The organism is uncultured Parasphingorhabdus sp. (genome assembly GCF_963677535.2).
Lineage (GTDB): Bacteria > Pseudomonadota > Alphaproteobacteria > Sphingomonadales > Sphingomonadaceae > Parasphingorhabdus.
In genome coordinates this window covers 1,274,625-1,289,973 of sequence record NZ_CAXXUT010000003.1, presented here as the reverse complement: position 1 = coordinate 1,289,973, position 15,349 = coordinate 1,274,625, and the positions used below count along the sequence as shown (strand labels likewise).

General features: G+C 58.8%; 12 protein-coding genes. 9 read left to right on the top strand and 3 right to left on the bottom strand.

The annotated features are described in order from the left end of the window. Positions 1–175 precede the first annotated feature (175 nt). From ACHZCJ_RS13110 to ACHZCJ_RS13085, 6 genes are all read left to right on the top strand, one after another. Positions 176–1,933, top strand: coding sequence for an amidohydrolase family protein (locus ACHZCJ_RS13110; protein WP_321326975.1), 1,758 nt, complete (start codon positions 176–178; stop codon positions 1,931–1,933). Between the two features lie 75 nt (positions 1,934–2,008). Then, positions 2,009–2,620 carry a TetR/AcrR family transcriptional regulator gene (locus tag ACHZCJ_RS13105; RefSeq protein WP_159647408.1) on the top strand — a complete coding sequence of 204 codons (612 nt, stop codon included), beginning with the start codon at positions 2,009–2,011 and terminating at the stop codon, positions 2,618–2,620. A gap of 217 nt (positions 2,621–2,837) precedes the next feature. Continuing rightward, positions 2,838–3,746: a glutathione S-transferase family protein gene (locus tag ACHZCJ_RS13100; RefSeq protein ID WP_321326974.1), complete on the top strand. Its 909-nt coding sequence runs from the start codon at positions 2,838–2,840 to the stop codon at positions 3,744–3,746. Positions 3,747–4,086: 340 nt separating this feature from the next. Beyond that, complete coding sequence (locus ACHZCJ_RS13095; protein WP_321326973.1) at positions 4,087–6,633, top strand: TonB-dependent receptor domain-containing protein; 2,547 nt, start codon at positions 4,087–4,089, stop codon at positions 6,631–6,633. A gap of 67 nt (positions 6,634–6,700) precedes the next feature. After that, positions 6,701–7,246 (top strand): nuclear transport factor 2 family protein, encoded by a 546-nt coding sequence (locus tag ACHZCJ_RS13090; RefSeq protein ID WP_321326972.1) that lies wholly within the window; start codon positions 6,701–6,703, stop codon positions 7,244–7,246. 52 nt (positions 7,247–7,298) lie between these two features. Further along, a complete protein-coding gene (locus tag ACHZCJ_RS13085; RefSeq protein WP_159647400.1) occupies positions 7,299–8,648 on the top strand; it encodes an aromatic ring-hydroxylating dioxygenase subunit alpha in 1,350 nt (449 codons plus the stop codon). Positions 8,649–8,717: 69 nt separating this feature from the next. Here the strand turns inward: ACHZCJ_RS13085 and ACHZCJ_RS13080 are convergent, their stop codons facing one another. Beyond that, a complete protein-coding gene (locus tag ACHZCJ_RS13080) occupies positions 8,718–9,341 on the bottom strand; it encodes a TetR/AcrR family transcriptional regulator (protein ID WP_321326971.1) in 624 nt (207 codons plus the stop codon). Between the two features lie 124 nt (positions 9,342–9,465). On the opposite strand from ACHZCJ_RS13080, the gene ACHZCJ_RS13075 reads away from it, so the two are divergent. From ACHZCJ_RS13075 to ACHZCJ_RS13065, 3 genes are read left to right on the top strand one after another with little or no spacing between them, the layout of a single operon-like run. Further along, entirely contained in the window at positions 9,466–11,814 is a 2,349-nt protein-coding gene (locus ACHZCJ_RS13075; RefSeq protein ID WP_394700118.1) for a TonB-dependent receptor, read from the top strand. A gap of 20 nt (positions 11,815–11,834) precedes the next feature. After that, the gene (locus ACHZCJ_RS13070) at positions 11,835–12,695 is read left to right on the top strand and encodes an alpha/beta hydrolase (protein ID WP_321326970.1); all 861 of its coding nucleotides are present in this window, start codon (positions 11,835–11,837) and stop codon (positions 12,693–12,695) included. Positions 12,696–12,713: 18 nt separating this feature from the next. Continuing rightward, complete coding sequence (locus ACHZCJ_RS13065; protein WP_159647392.1) at positions 12,714–13,970, top strand: MFS transporter; 1,257 nt, start codon at positions 12,714–12,716, stop codon at positions 13,968–13,970. On the opposite strand, the gene ACHZCJ_RS13060 is transcribed toward ACHZCJ_RS13065, so the two are convergent. Both ACHZCJ_RS13060 and bla read right to left on the bottom strand, forming a co-directional pair. Next, complete coding sequence (locus ACHZCJ_RS13060; protein ID WP_321326969.1) at positions 13,971–14,318, bottom strand: nuclear transport factor 2 family protein; 348 nt, start codon at positions 14,316–14,318, stop codon at positions 13,971–13,973. A 10-nt stretch (positions 14,319–14,328) separates the two neighbouring features. Next, positions 14,329–15,303: a subclass B3 metallo-beta-lactamase gene (gene bla, locus ACHZCJ_RS13055; protein ID WP_321326968.1), complete on the bottom strand. Its 975-nt coding sequence runs from the start codon at positions 15,301–15,303 to the stop codon at positions 14,329–14,331. Between the last annotated feature and the right edge of the window lie 46 nt (positions 15,304–15,349).

The following is a 15,349-nucleotide window of genomic DNA, read 5'->3' as shown; positions in this document are numbered from 1 at the left end:
CTCTTGATACATAGTTTGTTTTTTGTGTCAATAATCAAGTGACATATTACGACATATGTGTCATGTGCCAAAACTGGATCATATGTTTGGATACCCGCCTCGCTGAAGAATTCGGCGGAATTTCAACATATTTATCAAGTTTGTGAGTCGAAAGGTCGACCTGAAGGAGAGAGCGATGCAGATATTTGATACTATCATCGAAAATGGTTTTGTCGTCGATGGCACTGGTGGTGCGGGCACATATGCTGATGTGGGGATCGTCGGTGACACGATCATCGAAGTCGGAAATCTGAAGCGAAGAGAGGCGAACAAGCGCATCGACGCATCAGGCCGGATTGTCGCTCCCGGGCATATCACGCAGCACACCCATTATGACGCGGCCCTGTTCTGGGATCCTTATTGCCTCGACGCTGCTCACAATGGCGTGACGACGGTCGCCAACGCCAATTGCGGGTTCGGCATCGCTCCTGTCCGCGAAAAGGATCGCGAGCGACTGATGGGCATGCTCGAAACAACCGAACAAATACCCGTGGCCCATCAGCAAGCGGCGCTGCCCTGGAACTGGGAATCTTTTCCGGAATATCTGGAAAATGTTCGCAAGCTGGCCAAGGGCGTGAACGTCCTGACTTATTTGCCTCTCAACCCGTTGCTCATTTATGTCATGGGCATCGAAGCGGCCAAGACGCGCAGCCCGAATGCGGAAGAAATGTCCGAAATCCATCGGCTGATCAACGAGGCGATGGATGCCGGTGCGATTGGTATTTCCATGTCGGTCATGGGTGCCGAGGGAAATTCGCACCTCGACATCGACGGAACCTGCATGCCGACGGATTCCATGGATCATGATGCCATAGTCGAGATTTGCCGCGCGCTTGCGGACCGTGGAGAAGGCATCATCCAGATGCTCCCGCAAATCGTCTATTATGGCGACCGTTCGATCACTGAGCGGGTCGCCGAAATGGTGAAAGGCACCGGGGTCAGGGTGATCCACAATACGTTCCTTACCCATGACATGCTTGAAGACATCGTGTCCCACGATCTGGACTGGCTGGATGCAATGCGGGCTGGAGGCTGTGACATCACCGCGGGCTGCATGTTGAATCGCGGCTGGGTGGAATGCGGGATACGGGAACTGGACACTGCGGGTGGCCAGTTGCCGGCAATCCGCGAAATTGTTGCCTGCAATTCCGATGAACAGGTGCTCAGGCTGATCGACAATTCGGAATTTGTCCAGCGGTTCGAGCAACAATATGCCGAAGCCGGCCCCTCGAGCGGTGCGGCAGGCCTGGCAGGGCAAACTGTCATAGCGGTGGGTGACGAACCCGCGCTGAAACCGTTTCTCGGCAAAACACTTGCCGAGGTGGCGGAACAGATGGACATGAGTGTGATTGCTGCCATGCTGGATCTGGGCGTGCGTTCGCGACTGGATTTGCAAATGAAGTCGCCGCCAATCTCCGCAACATCACCGGAACAGGCACTGCAATATCTTTCCCACGCCGGTGTCGTTGGCGGCGGTTCCGACGGAGGAGCCCATACGAAGGCGTTCGGACTGGCACATTATGCAACCGATCTGCTGATCTGGCTGGTGCGCGAGGAAAAGCGGATGACGCTAGAGGACATGCATTTCCAGCTGAGCCTGAAATGTGCAAAGTCGCTGAAAATCCGCAACCGAGGCGCATTGCTGCCAGGGTTCAAGGCTGACCTGCTCGTCTATGACCTCGACAAGCTTCATTTTGACATGAGCCAATATGAACTCGTCCATGACATGCCCGGCGGCGACTGGCGGCGTCAGGCAAGAGCCGGGGGTTATGACTATGTGCTGGTGAACGGACAGATTACCCATGAACAAGACAAGCCAACGGGGGCCACTCCCGGCATCTTTGATCGCGTGACATCGGTATCGTCCCCTCTATTTGCGGTAGCCGCCGAGTAATCGGACCGCGATTTCTCGATCTGGACGTATCCTTACCGGCTGGCCTATAGACGGGAAGAAACAAGGGGAAGTGTGTTGGAAAAGGATGCAGAAGCGGAAACCGAATCCAGTACCACCAATGCCGCCAAACAGACCGTTTGCGATGCGGCCATACGATGCTTCCAGCAATATGGCCCGCAGCGCACGTCCATGGCGGACATTGCCGATGAAGCGGGTATTTCGCGCAAAACCCTCTACCGTTTGTTCGACGACCGGCCGACGCTGATTGAACATATACTCAATCAACGTCTGAACGAGATGGGAGCCGGCGTGAAATCGCGGCTTCGTCAGTTCAAAACCATTGAAGACGCCCTGATCGAAGGATCAATCGAATCCGTTGCGGCCGGACGGCAGGACAAATTGTTTAGCGAAATTGTGAGAGAAGATACCAATCATCGTGTCGAACAGTTCATGTTTCGGGGAACCGATACCGTTCGCAAGAACATGATGAAGATCTGGTCGCCCGTGCTGGAGGAAGGCCGAAAACATGATCTAGTGCGTAACGATCTCACCAACGAACGCATCGTTGACCTGATCCAGAATGTCCATGCACTGCTCTTTATTCGCGATGATTATGGAGACAATGATCAGCGGGCCTTTCTCAAAGACTTTCTGCTACCCGCAATCCTCAAGGTCAGGAACCCGTGAGCGCGGTCAGATCGACGGCTTGCAAAGCCGAACCCCCATTGACCCAATAGCCGGCATGCCAAGCAATTCGCTTGTACCGTTTCGTCCGAAGACCTCCATGCGTCCGCGGGAATGCCCTTCACGGATCAGGCGAGACGGGGTATGGAATGACGCCATATCACGTTGACCGCTTCTGCCAATTCCGTCATCGACTGGAAACGTCGCCGGAGGAGCCGCAATGACCGCCATTCTTTTTCATCAGTATGACAGCTCGCCATTTTCCGAAAAGATACGGGTTTGCCTAGGCATCAAGAAGCTGGCCTGGGCAGCAGTCGATCAGCCGGTCATCATGCCCAAGCCGGAGCTGGTGGCGCTGACCGGCGGATACCGACGTATTCCGGTAATGCAGATCGGCGCAGACATATATTGCGACAGTCAGTTGATCGTGCGCGAACTGGAACGACGCTTTCCCGATCCGACCTTGTTTCCGCAGGGCGATTCTGGCCTGGCTTATGCCAACGCATTATGGTCGGACCGCGTGCTGTTTCAGGCCGCGGTCGCGATCATCTTCGGAGGACTCGGCGACAAAGTCCCGGATGCCTTTGTCAAAGATCGCATCGCGCTTTCCGGACGTCCGTTTGATCCGGTGGCGATGCAGGCCGCCATTCCCCATATGGAAGCGCAGTTCCGGGCACATATGGCCCTGCTATCCGATCAGCTCGCGGACGGGCGCAGATTTCTGACCGGCGATCGCCCGGGACTGGTCGATGCGAACAGCTATTATAACCTGTGGTTCGTCCGGTCCGCTTTCCCGCCAGCGGCAAGCCTGTTCGAGGATGTGGCGCATGTGCCTCACTGGCTGCAGCGGGTGAAGGCGGTTGGCCATGGCGACCGATCGTCCATGAGCCGCGAAGACTCGCTCCATCTGGCGCGGACTTCCGAACCGCTGCCGGGCACAGTCGAGCCTCGCGACGCGCAGCTCGAAGGCAAGGCAGTAACCGTTGCCGCCGACGATTACGGACGCGACCCGGTCACCGGCATCCTCGTCGGCTCGTCCGAACATCATGTCGCGATCAGACGCGAAGATCCGTTGACCGGGGCGGTCGTTGTCCATTTCCCGCGCATAGGATTTTCCGTGCAGGATTGACGCACGCCGGAGCATGGTCAGTCGGGAATTCGAGCGAATGGACGCATCCGGAGCGGGAGGTCAGTTCGGGAAACATTTGTGACATGGTGAACCACCGGCGCGACGGGCAACCATGGTGCCTGGAGACGCCGGAACATCCGCAGTCAACTTGCAGCCAGCCAGCCCCTCTCCTATCAACTTTAATAGCTACAACTATTTCTCCAAATAATAGCGCCTCTTTATTGCATGCTTACTCGCTCCTTATTTTGTTAGGGCATTTTTGCTAGGCGCAAAATATCCGCAGTTCGATAGCTTTCCGGAAAGCGCAAAAGCGCACAAAATTTCTAGGAGGGATAACGGAATGGCAAAGACCGCTTTGCGTGCAGATTTACTTTACGGAACATCGATTGTGGCGGCCATGCTGGTGGCGCCGACGGCGGTCCATGGACAGACCTCCGGTGCCCGGCCGCAGGGCGGCTCCGTCGCGATCGAACCGGGTCATGGTCTCGCTCCGTCTATTTCAAGCCAGGCCGCTGTCGACTCGGCCGATTCGTCCGAAGCGGACATCAGGGACCAGTCCGGCGGGCTGCAGGCGATCGTCGTGACCGCCCGCCGCCGCGAGGAAACGGTCCAGTCGATTCCGGTGTCGGTCCAAGCAATCACCAGCGAGGAAATCCAGCAGCGCGACCTGTCGAGCCTGGAGAAAATCGCCGCAGCGACTCCGAATTTCACCATCGCCCGCGCCTCCAACGGGGCCGGGGCGCAGCTGACCCTGCGCGGCATCGGTTCGTCCGCCACTTCCATCGGGATCGAACAGTCGGTCGCGATCGTCGTCGACAGCGTCTATTACGGTCAGGGCCGGATCATCAACGAGGGCTTTTTCGATCTCGCCCGCGTCGAGGTTCTGAAAGGCCCCCAGTCGCTGTTCTTCGGCAAAAATGCGACCGCTGGCGTGATTTCGCTGACCACTGCGGATCCCGGCTATGATCCGGAATATATCGGCCGGGTCGGCTATGAGTTCGCTGCCGAACGGGCGTTCGCCGAAGCGATTGTTTCGCAGCCCCTGACCGACAGTCTCGGTGTCCGGGTCGCGGTGCGCGGATCGCGCATGTGGGGCGGCTATTATACCAACCAGCAGCAGACGATCGACTATCCGACGCTCGATGTCGCCACCGGCACGACCAATCCGCACACTGCCGCGCCGGCAGCAACGGAAGCCCCGCAGGAACGCGAGCTGATCGGCCGGGTGACCCTGAAATATGAACCGGACGACCGGCTGACCGCCAAACTCAAGGTTTCCGGCAGCTATAATCGCACGGTCGGCAATGGCTGGAACTATGTCGCCACCAATTGCGTCACGGGCCAGACCACCAATGCCCCCAATTATCCGTGTGACGGCGGTTTCATCACCCACCAGAATGATTTCCCGGTCGATATCGCCCAGGATTATCCGTTCGCGCGCGACGACGGCGCACTGTACAATAAATATAAAAGCTGGGCAGCGACCGGATCGCTCGAATATGCGCTCGATTATGTGACGATCAGCTCGATCACCAACTATAACTGGAACAACAACAAATTCGCCTGCGACTGCGACTTTCTGAGCGCCGGCGTCTGGGCAACGGAAAATGCCACCTATCACGCCTTCAGCCAGGAACTACGCGCGCTGACCGATTTCGATGCACCGGTGAACCTGATGATCGGCGGCCTGTACCAAAGCACCAAGCGCGATTTCTACCAGGCGGTGATGTTCGCCAATCTGGAGGATTCCAGCGCATCGGCACAGAACCGCTATGTCGCTTATTCCAAGGATTCAGAAACCGAGGGCGAGACTCTTTCCGCTTATGGTCAGGTCATGTGGCAGATCACGCCGACACTCGAAGCGACCGGCGGTGTCCGCTATATCCACGAAACCAAGGAAAGCCGCTTCAGCCAGCCTTATGTCAATAGCGGCTTGCAGGGGCTCTTCCTGCCCGAAAGCGCAGCGGTAAACGGCACAATTTTTGGCGACCAGACCTTCAACGACTGGTCCCCCGATTTCACCCTGCGCTGGAAGCCGACCGACGATATCATGCTCTATGGCGCCTATCGCGTGGCCTATAAATCGGGCGGTTTCTCGAATAGCGCGATCAATTCGGCCCTGTCGCCCGATCCGGCCGGCGACCTCACCTTCAATCCGGAAAAGGGCAAAGGCTATGAAGTTGGCATCAAGTCAAACCTGGCCGACAACCAGCTGCAGGCCAATCTGACCTATTATAATTATAAATATACCGATCTGCAGGTCGACTTTTTCAACAGCGCGATCTTTGCCTATATCACCTATAATGCGGGCAGTGCCCGCAGCGAGGGGGTCGAGCTGGAGCTGGAATATGCACCTTATGCAATCCCCGGCCTCCGGGTCCGCGGCAATCTGAACTATAATCAAGCGCGCTATGAGGATTTTATCGCGCCTTGTTACAGCGGCCAGTCGATCGCCGCTGGCTGTTCGCTGGTGGTCGGCGGTGTTCCCTCCCAGGATCTCAGCGGCGTTGCAACATCGGCGGCACCGGACTGGACCGGCACGCTCGGCGTCGCCTACGAGACTGAAATATCCGCCGGTCTGAAGTTCGGCACCAATGTCGATATGCGCTACAGCGATTCTTATATCTCCTCGAGCTTCGGCGATCCGGGCACCAGACAATCCTCTTACGCCATCCTCGACGCCGGCCTGCGTATTGGCGCTGCGGACGACCGCTGGCAGCTCGCCCTGATCGGCAAGAATTTGACCAACAAATTCTACTTCACCGGTGGCGGCTCAGCGCCATCAACCGGGTCGGGCACTGGCACTGCGACGGCGGTACCGAGCGACAATATCGGCTATGGTGCCTTCCCGCGCACAGTAACCCTGCAGGCCACTGTGCGCTTCTAGCGCGCGTTTGAACAAGGGCATGGCGATGCAGACGGATCGCCATGCCGACAGACAAGGAGACTGGACCATGACCACATCCGAACCGCGATTTGCACCGTCGCGCGAACAACGCATCTCCGATATGCTCGACAAGCAGGACTGTGCCGAACTGGTGCATCGCATGGCGCGGGCGATCGACCGCTGCGACGCCGGGCTGGTCGACCAGCTGTTCCATCCCGATGCGACCGATGACCACGGCAGCTACAAGGGCAGCGCGAAAGATTTCACCCCCTGGGTGATGGAAGTCCTGTCAGGCATGCACCGTACCCAGCATATGATCGGCAATGTCCTGATTCGGCTGGACGGCGACACCGCTTATGGCGAAAGCTATTTCATCGCCCATCACGCAATACCCGCAGAGGACGGCAGCGACAATTTCATGATTGCCGCCGGCCGCTATCTCGACCGGTTCGAGCGCCGCGACGGGGCGTGGCGTTTCGCCCATCGCGGGGCAGTCTACGACTGGAGCAGCATCAGCCCGTCGACCGACATCTGGGACCGTGCCAACATGCCCGATTACAGTTTTGGCGTCCGCGGCGAAGAGGATCCGTCCTACGCCCATTTCGCCCGATAGCCCGCATATGATATTATAAGCCCAGAACAGGAATATTTTAGGAGATAGCACCATGTCCGACGTCGTCACTGCAGACCGCTCCGCCGCCTCGCTGAAGGCCGCGACCGAGAAGCTGCGCGATCCCGAATTCCGCAACACGCCGATTACGCCTGACCGCTATTATTCGCAGGAATGGGCCGACAAGGAATGGGACACGATCTGGACCAAGACCTGGCAAATTGCCGGGGTTGCCGACCAGCTGCAAAAGGCCGGGGACTGGATCACCGCCGATTTCGGGCCGGAAACCATTGTCTGCATCCTCGGCGAGGATGGCGAGACCCGGGCCTTTTACAATGTCTGCCAGCACCGCGGCATGCCGCTGGTCACCGGCGAGCAGGGCAATGCCCGGGGCAAGAGACTGACCTGCCCCTATCACGGCTGGGCCTATGAATTTACCGGCAATCTCAAGGCGGTCCCCGACGAGGCCGACTTTTTGCAGGGCTCGCCCTGCGGCAAGCTCAATCTCAAGCCCGTGCAGTGCACGGTCTGGGCCGGGTTCATCTGGATCAACATGGACGAAAATGCTGTGCCGCTGCGCGAATATCTCGGACCGATTGCCGAGCAGATCGAAACCTATCCGATGGACAAGATGAAGCGGACCCACTGGGTCACGGTCGAGGGCAATTTCAACTGGAAGCTGATCCAGGACAATTTCAACGAAAGCTATCATGTGCCCTTCGTCCATCCGCAGACCAAGTTCGTGATGGAATATTCGCATCATCACTGCAAATTTGATCTCTATCCGGAAGGCCATGCGCATATGATCATGCCCGGTGCCGGACCGACCAAGACCCTTCGCGGCGGCGAAAAGGAAACATTGGAGCAACTGGCCGAGGAACTGGAATTCTGGGGCCTCAATCCGGATGACTACCGCCAGGGCAAGACCGGCGAGATCCGCTTGGCCCTGCAAAAGGCCAAGCGCGAACTGGGCGCGGAGAAAGGTTTCGACTTCTCCGCCTATCAGGACTCACAGCTGACCGATCACTGGCATTATACGATCTTCCCGAACCTGTCGTTCAGCCTGAAGCCGGACGGCAATATCTGGCTGCGCGCGCGGCCGCACGAGAGCGATCCGCAAAAATGCTATTTCGACATGTGGTATATGACGCTCTTCCCCGAAGGCACCGACCGCTATTATTCACAGAGCATGGCCGAGTGGGTCGACACGTCCGTGCCGGCGCCCCATGTACAGGGCACCGTGGAAGAGGTCTCGATGGGGCCGGGCATCGATCAGGATGTCGAGGTCTGGGAAGTCCAGCAGCGCGGTCTGCGCTCCCGCGGCTACGAGCGTGACTATCTCGCCTGGCAGGAGCGCCGGGTTCGCTACTTCCACGAGAATCTCGAAGCCTGGATGGCGAAATAGGCCGAATGGAACAGCAACGCACCGGCGGCGGCAAGGCCCTCGCCGGTGCGGACATCCCGATATGAGGGACTAGCCTTTTTTCGCGATACCTTCTGCCAGCAGACTGTTGGCCAGCTCGGCAATTTCGCCGGGCGATTTTTCTTCCGACCAAATCCCATAGCGCAAGCCGAGAAAAACGTTCATCCCCATGATCGCCCAGGCGTGTGCCTCTTCCAGTCCGCCCCGCAAGTCTCCGGCGCTGCTGCCTTCCTGCAGCCGTTCGTAAATCCGTGCCGCCGTTTCTTCATAATGCGCGCGATAGCTGGCCGGATCGACAAACTCGGCCTCATCGATGATTCGATAGATTTCCTTATGCTCGCGCGCGAAGGTCATGAAGGCTTCGAGCGCCTGCTTCTCCCGCTCCAGCGCATTCTGCCACTCGGTCATCGCACCCGCCGCATGGCTCTTCACCCGCGCGCTCATATCCCTGACCAGGGCGCTGAACAGCTCGTCCTTCGAATCGAAATAAGTGTAGAAACTGCCCAGCGCGGTGCCCGCCCGCTGGGTGATTCCGGTGATCGAGGCTTCGTGGAAACCCTTCTCGCCAAATTCCAGCGCCGCCGCGTCTAGCAGCTTGCGCTTGGTCCTCAGCCCGCGCGCGGTGCGCGGCTGTTTGTCCTTAGACTCAATATGTTCGCTATATTCAGTGGCCATAATGTCACGGCTAACCGCATTTAACCGGATAAGCAAATTTCTAAGTTGAATATTGGTTCAACTTTCAATATAGGCCGGCCAACGACCTGGAAATGCCAGGCAGATATTCAAGGAGGATGCTTTCATGAAATTTCAGCACAGCGTTAGTTATGCAGCGATCATCACCGGCCTCGCAGGTGGTCTTGTCGCCCCGGCCGCAGTTCAGGCTCAGTCATCGGAAATGGCTTCGGAAGACAATGATGACGGTGCGATCGTCGTCACCGCCCGGCGCCGTGAAGAACGGCTGACCGATGTGCCGATCGCGATCACGGCTTATTCCGCGGAGAGACTGGAACAGCAAGGCGCGGTCGACATTACCGATATCGGCCTGACCACGCCCAACACGACGCTTGAATCATCGCGCGGCACCAACTCGACCCTCTCCGCCTTCATCCGCGGCATCGGCCAGCAGGATCCGGTTTCCGGTTTCGAGCAAGGTGTCGGAATCTATCTCGACGATGTCTATCTCAACAGGCCGCAAGCTGCGGTGCTGGATATTTATGATGTCGAGCGCATCGAAGTGCTGCGCGGACCGCAGGGCACGCTCTATGGCCGCAATACCATCGGCGGCGCGGTCAAATATGTGACCAAACGTCTGCCACAGGATCCATCGTTCAAGGCGCGGGTCAGCTATGGCACCTATGATCAGGCCGAGGCCGTGGTCACGGCCAGCATGCCGCTTGGCGACATTGTGCGCGTCGGCGCTTCCGGCGCCCGGCTTTCGCGTGGCGGCTTCGGCGACAATCTGACCAATGGTCTGGAAAATTATAACAAGGACATCTGGGCCGGTCGCGGCACCCTGGAAGTGGGTGGCTATGGCGAACCCGTTCTTGTCCGGATTTCCGGCGACTATACCAAGGACAAGAGCAATCCGCGCGGCGGCCATCGCCTGATCCCGGGAGCCGTATCCGGTGCGCCGGTTCTCGACGATGTGTTCGACACGCGCGGCGGCCTCAATGATCCGGTCCAGGAAATTGAAGCTTATGGCCTGGCCATGAATATCACCGCCAATCTCAGCGATACCGTGACTTTCCGTTCGATCAGCGCCTGGCGCAAGGATGACACGGCCACGCCGATCGATTTTGACGCGCTGCCGGCGGTGGATCTGGATGTACCGGGCTTTTACCGCAACGAACAGATCAGCCAGGAATTCCAGCTGCTCTACGAAGGCGACAAGCTCAATGGTCTGGTCGGCTTCTACTATCTCGATGCCAAGGCCGATACATTGTTTGATGTCCGCCTGTTCACGACCTTTGCCGGCCTCACCGCCTTTACTCAGGCCAATGTCGACACCGAAACCTATGCGGTTTTCGCCGATTTCACCTATGATTTTACCGAGCAACTGAGCCTGTCTCTTGGTGGTCGATACACATGGGATGAACGGTCGGCCGACATATTGCGGCAAAATTACCTGGGCGGCGGTTCACCGACCTTTGGCGGCGCCGGTATTCCATTCGGCGCGCCGGGCACCGATTTTGAAGGCAGCTCGAAATTCAAGAAATTCACGCCCCGCGCCTCTCTGAGCTTCAAGCCGACACCGGATCACAATATCTACGCCAGCTTCTCGCAGGGCTTCAAGGGCGGCGGTTTTGATCCGCGCGGTGTCGGCGTCAATGCACCGACGACCAATGCCAACGGCGTTCCGAGCGACGCCGAAGTCGCCTCCTTCCTCAGCTTCGCGCCGGAATCGGTCGACAGCTATGAAATCGGTTACAAGGGCAGCCTGCTCGATGGTGCGCTCACTATCGCGCTCGCCGGTTTCTACACCGATTATACCGACGTGCAGATCCCCGGATCGGTGGCATGTACAGTCGCCGGTTTGCCATCCTTCTGCGGTGTGATTAACAACGCCGGCAAGGCGACGCTAAAGGGTGTTGAACTCGAGGCTTCTGCCCGGCTCGGCGAGGATCTGATGACCGGCGGCGACCGGCTAATGTTCTCCGGTGCGCTGGGTTATATTGATGCCGAATATGACGAATATATCACCAACATCGGCGGTGTTCCGACCGATGTTGCGGAATTCCGTTCGGTCCAGAATACGCCGAAATGGACCGCCAGCGGGACATTGTCCTATTCGACGCCGGCGGGAGACGGTGATATCTATTTCGGCACCACCCTGTCCTATCGCAGCAAGACCAACCAGTTCGAGATTGCCAATCCCTATATCGATCAGAACGGCTTCGCCCTGCTCGATGCCAATCTTGTCTATAACGCACCGGACAAGCGCTGGAGCATCGGCCTGCACGGCAAGAACCTGACCAACAAGCGCTACAAGACATCCGGCTATACCTTTGTCGCAGCCGATCCGGTTACCGGCGAAATCGTGACCGGTGCCAACGGGCAGCCGATTGGCACGCTTGGGCCCGAAGGCACCCTGACCGCCTTCTACGGCAATCCGCGTCAGGTCTTTGTCACGGCCGGGGTGAAATTCTGACCGACGCCCGGGCAAATCCAATGACATATGCCGACCATAGCTACCGGAGCGCAGACAACCGGCTGGACCTTTATGCCCGCATCTATGACGGGGATGGTCCGCCGCTGCTGCTGATGCACGGCTTGACCCGGAACAGCGGCGATTTCGAGGCGCTGGCCGGGCATCTCGCCGGAAAATATCAACTGATTGTCCCCGACCAGCGCGGTCGGGGTCGGTCGGGCTATGATCCGGATCCGGAAAATTACACGCCCGCCGTCTATGTCGAGGACATGTTCGCGCTGGTCGACGGGCTGAAGCTCGGCACCATGGGCATGATCGGCACGTCGATGGGCGGGCTGATGGCCATGATGATGGCGGCCAGAACGCCCGACCGATTCAACAGCCTGATATTAAACGATATCGGCCCGGCGGTGGAAGCAAGCGGCCTCGCCCGGATCCAGTCCTATGTCGGCCAGCCCGCGGTCTTTGACAGCTGGCAGCAGGCGGCTGACCATTGTCAGGCGGTGCAGAGCGACAATATGATCGGTTTCGGCGCCCGGGACTGGATGGCTTTCGCCCGCAACACCTGCGAAGAAACACCGGACGGTACCATCCGCTTTGCCTACGATCCCGCGATCTCCGATGGTCTGTCGGGCAGTGAACAGACCGTGGTGCCGCCGGATCTCTGGCCCATGTGGGACACGCTGGCCGCCCTGCCCGTGCTGGTCATTCGCGGTGCATTGTCAGACATATTGTCCCCCGCTACCGTCACCGAGATGGAACGCCGGCATCCGGACCATTTTCGCGCCGTGAATATCGAAGACCGCGGCCACACGCCAATGCTGGACGAACCCGGTGCGCTGGAAGCGATTGACCGCTTCTATGCGGACCTAGGCAAATAGATCCCGGAGCAGCTAAGCATGAAAAGCCGGACGACCTCACCCAATATCGCGCTCGGCATGTTGCTGCTCGTCTATATTTTCAATTTCGTCGACCGCCAGATATTGGCGATCCTCGCCGGGCCGATCCAGGCCGATCTCGGCTTGAGCGATACCCAGATGGGGCTGCTCGGCGGCATTGCCTTTGCCCTGCTCTATTCGACGCTGGCCGTGCCATTGGCCTGGGTGGCGGACAAGACCAGCCGCAGCTGGGTGATCACCATCTCGCTGGCGATCTGGAGCGGATTTACCGCGCTGACCGGACTGGCGCAGGGCTTCTGGTCGATCTTCCTGAGCCGGCTGGGCGTCGGTATCGGCGAAGCGGGCGGCGTTGCGCCGTCCTATGCGTTGATCGCCGACCATTTCCCGAGCGAGAAACGGGCCCGGGCCTTGGCGATCTATTCGCTCGGCATTCCGCTGGGTTCAGCCACCGGGGTGATCGCGGGCGGCTATATCGCGGCGACTGTAGACTGGCGACTAGCCTTTTTTGTTGTCGGGCTAGCGGGCGTATTGATCGCGCCCTTTTTCAAATATTTTGTGCGCGACAAGAGCAAAGCTCCCGCACCGGCAGACCAGACGGTCGCGCCATACAGCTTCAAGGGTACCGTGGTCCTGCTGGCAAAGAAGAAGGCCTTCTGGTTTTTCGCCTTTGGTGCGGCCTCCAGTTCGATGCTCGGCTATGGCATTGCCTTCTGGCTGCCCAGCCTGCTGCAGCGCAGCTTTGGCCTGAGCCTGATCGACACGTCGCTTTTTTTCGGCGCAATCCTGCTGATCGGCGGGGTCGCCGGTGTGCTCGGCGGCGGCATGATCGGCGACTGGCTGGGCAAGAAAGACAAGGCGGCCTACGGGCTGGTTCCGGCAGCGGCCTTCCTGCTGGCCGTGCCACTGTTTGCCGCCGGTATCATGAGCGGTTCGGCGACCGTCGCCTTCATCCTGTTCCTGATCCCGCAGGCGCTGGCCTATTTCTGGCTTGGCCCCGTCCTCTCGGCGGTCCAGCATCTGGTTCCGGCCGACGCGCGCGCGACGGCTTCGGCCCTGTTCCTGCTGATCAACAATCTGATCGGTATCGGCGGCGGCATATTCTTCCTCGGCGCCCTGTCCGACGCGCTGATGCCGATCTACGGCGAGGAAGGCTTGCGCTATTCGATGCTCTACTCGCTGACCTTCTACGTGATTGCCGCCCTGCTGATGGCGCTCGCCGCGCGGCCGCTGCGCAGCGAATGGGTCAACGAAGGCTGATCAGCTCTCCGGCACCGCGTAACAGTCGCGGTAGGAGGTGAGCTTACCATCGGCGACCCGGTAGAGACCGACGCCCTCGATATCGCCATCGGGACGCTTCCACAGCCAGCGCGACCAGGCGACCTGTTCGTCGCCGGCAATTTCCAGCACTTCGAAATGCATCTTCTTGTCGGCCAGTTCCTGGGTCAGCCGGTGCAGCAAGGCGGAGATTGCTTCTATCCCTTCCACCCGGCCGTACGCGGGGTCTTCGAACACCGCATCGTCGGCGAACAAGGGGATCAGCTTGCTGTAGTCATGGCCATCCTGAAGCTCCCAGAACGTTTCAATCAGCGCTTTTGCCTGTGCCATGCCTATTCCCTCACTCGCCCATGATCGCATTATGTTTCAGCGTCTGCTTTTCCAGCGCCGCTTCGAACGCCTGTTCCATTTTCGCGATAAAGACGGAAAACTCGCTGTCATTGACAAAAGCCAGAGGATCGCCAGCCGCGAGTTTCTCTTGCTTGGCCGCCATGCCGAAAAACTGCGGATGGTTGGACAGAAAGACGTCGGGTTTCCAGTCTCTGGTCAGCGCGAACGTCTTGCGATAATCCTCGACGATACCTTCATATTGAGGCGGTCCGATCAGCCGGTTGGCGGCGACCGAGGCGGAGCAGAAGAACAGCGTCTTGTAGCTCCTGCCGTCCTGTTCGACATCCATGGTCCATGAGGTGCAACCACGGGTGTGGCCCGGCGTCAGGCGCGCGGTGAGCGCCACATCGCCAAGCTTCACGACTTCGCCATCGGCGATGATCCGGTCGACCTTGACCGGCGCCGCGCCCATCGAGGCGTCGTCCTCCGAACCGAGATAAAAGCCGCCCTCCAGCGCCGACCGGTCGCCTTCGCTGGCGAGCAGTTTCGCGCCGGTGAGCTGCTTCAGCTCGGCCAGGCCGCCGCTATGGTCGAAATGGGCGTGGCTGTTGAGCAGGATTTTCACGTCGGCTGGATCATAGCCAAGCTGCCTGATATTGTCCCAGACCAGCTGGCCCTGGCCCGGCATGCCGCCATCGATTACGATATGGCCTGCGCTGGTGGGGATGAAATACATGCCCAGCCCTTCGGTACCGACGAAATATACGCTTTGCCCCGCGTTACCGATCATCCGGAACGGTTGGATATTGGCAAACCAGGAAGGGAATTGTTTTTTCATGGCAGACAGCGCAGCACTCTGGACAGCGGTCTGATCGCCAGTAACCGCCAGGCTGTCCGGCGTCCCACCGCTTTCCTCCGGGACGACTGGTGCGCAAGCCGCGAGACCCGAAAGCCCCAGCAACAAAGCCGATTTCATCGCTCGCATATTATTTCTCCCTCTCCCTGTCCTATCTACCGTAAACCGACTTTGC

Bases quoted from the DNA above. Each gene is read 5' to 3' on its own strand.
- ACHZCJ_RS13110 (WP_321326975.1), top strand. From the start codon at position 176: ATGCAGATATTTGATACTATCATCGAAAATGGTTTTGTCGTCGATGGC.
- ACHZCJ_RS13100 (WP_321326974.1), top strand. From the start codon at position 2,838: ATGACCGCCATTCTTTTTCATCAGTATGACAGCTCGCCATTTTCCGAA.
- ACHZCJ_RS13095 (WP_321326973.1), top strand. From the start codon at position 4,087: ATGGCAAAGACCGCTTTGCGTGCAGATTTACTTTACGGAACATCGATT.
- ACHZCJ_RS13090 (WP_321326972.1), top strand. From the start codon at position 6,701: ATGACCACATCCGAACCGCGATTTGCACCGTCGCGCGAACAACGCATC.
- ACHZCJ_RS13085 (WP_159647400.1), top strand. From the start codon at position 7,299: ATGTCCGACGTCGTCACTGCAGACCGCTCCGCCGCCTCGCTGAAGGCC.
- ACHZCJ_RS13080 (WP_321326971.1), bottom strand. From the start codon at position 9,341: ATGGCCACTGAATATAGCGAACATATTGAGTCTAAGGACAAACAGCCG.
- ACHZCJ_RS13075 (WP_394700118.1), top strand. From the start codon at position 9,466: ATGAAATTTCAGCACAGCGTTAGTTATGCAGCGATCATCACCGGCCTC.
- ACHZCJ_RS13070 (WP_321326970.1), top strand. From the start codon at position 11,835: ATGACATATGCCGACCATAGCTACCGGAGCGCAGACAACCGGCTGGAC.
- ACHZCJ_RS13065 (WP_159647392.1), top strand. From the start codon at position 12,714: ATGAAAAGCCGGACGACCTCACCCAATATCGCGCTCGGCATGTTGCTG.
- ACHZCJ_RS13060 (WP_321326969.1), bottom strand. From the start codon at position 14,318: ATGGCACAGGCAAAAGCGCTGATTGAAACGTTCTGGGAGCTTCAGGAT.
- bla (WP_321326968.1), bottom strand. From the start codon at position 15,303: ATGCGAGCGATGAAATCGGCTTTGTTGCTGGGGCTTTCGGGTCTCGCG.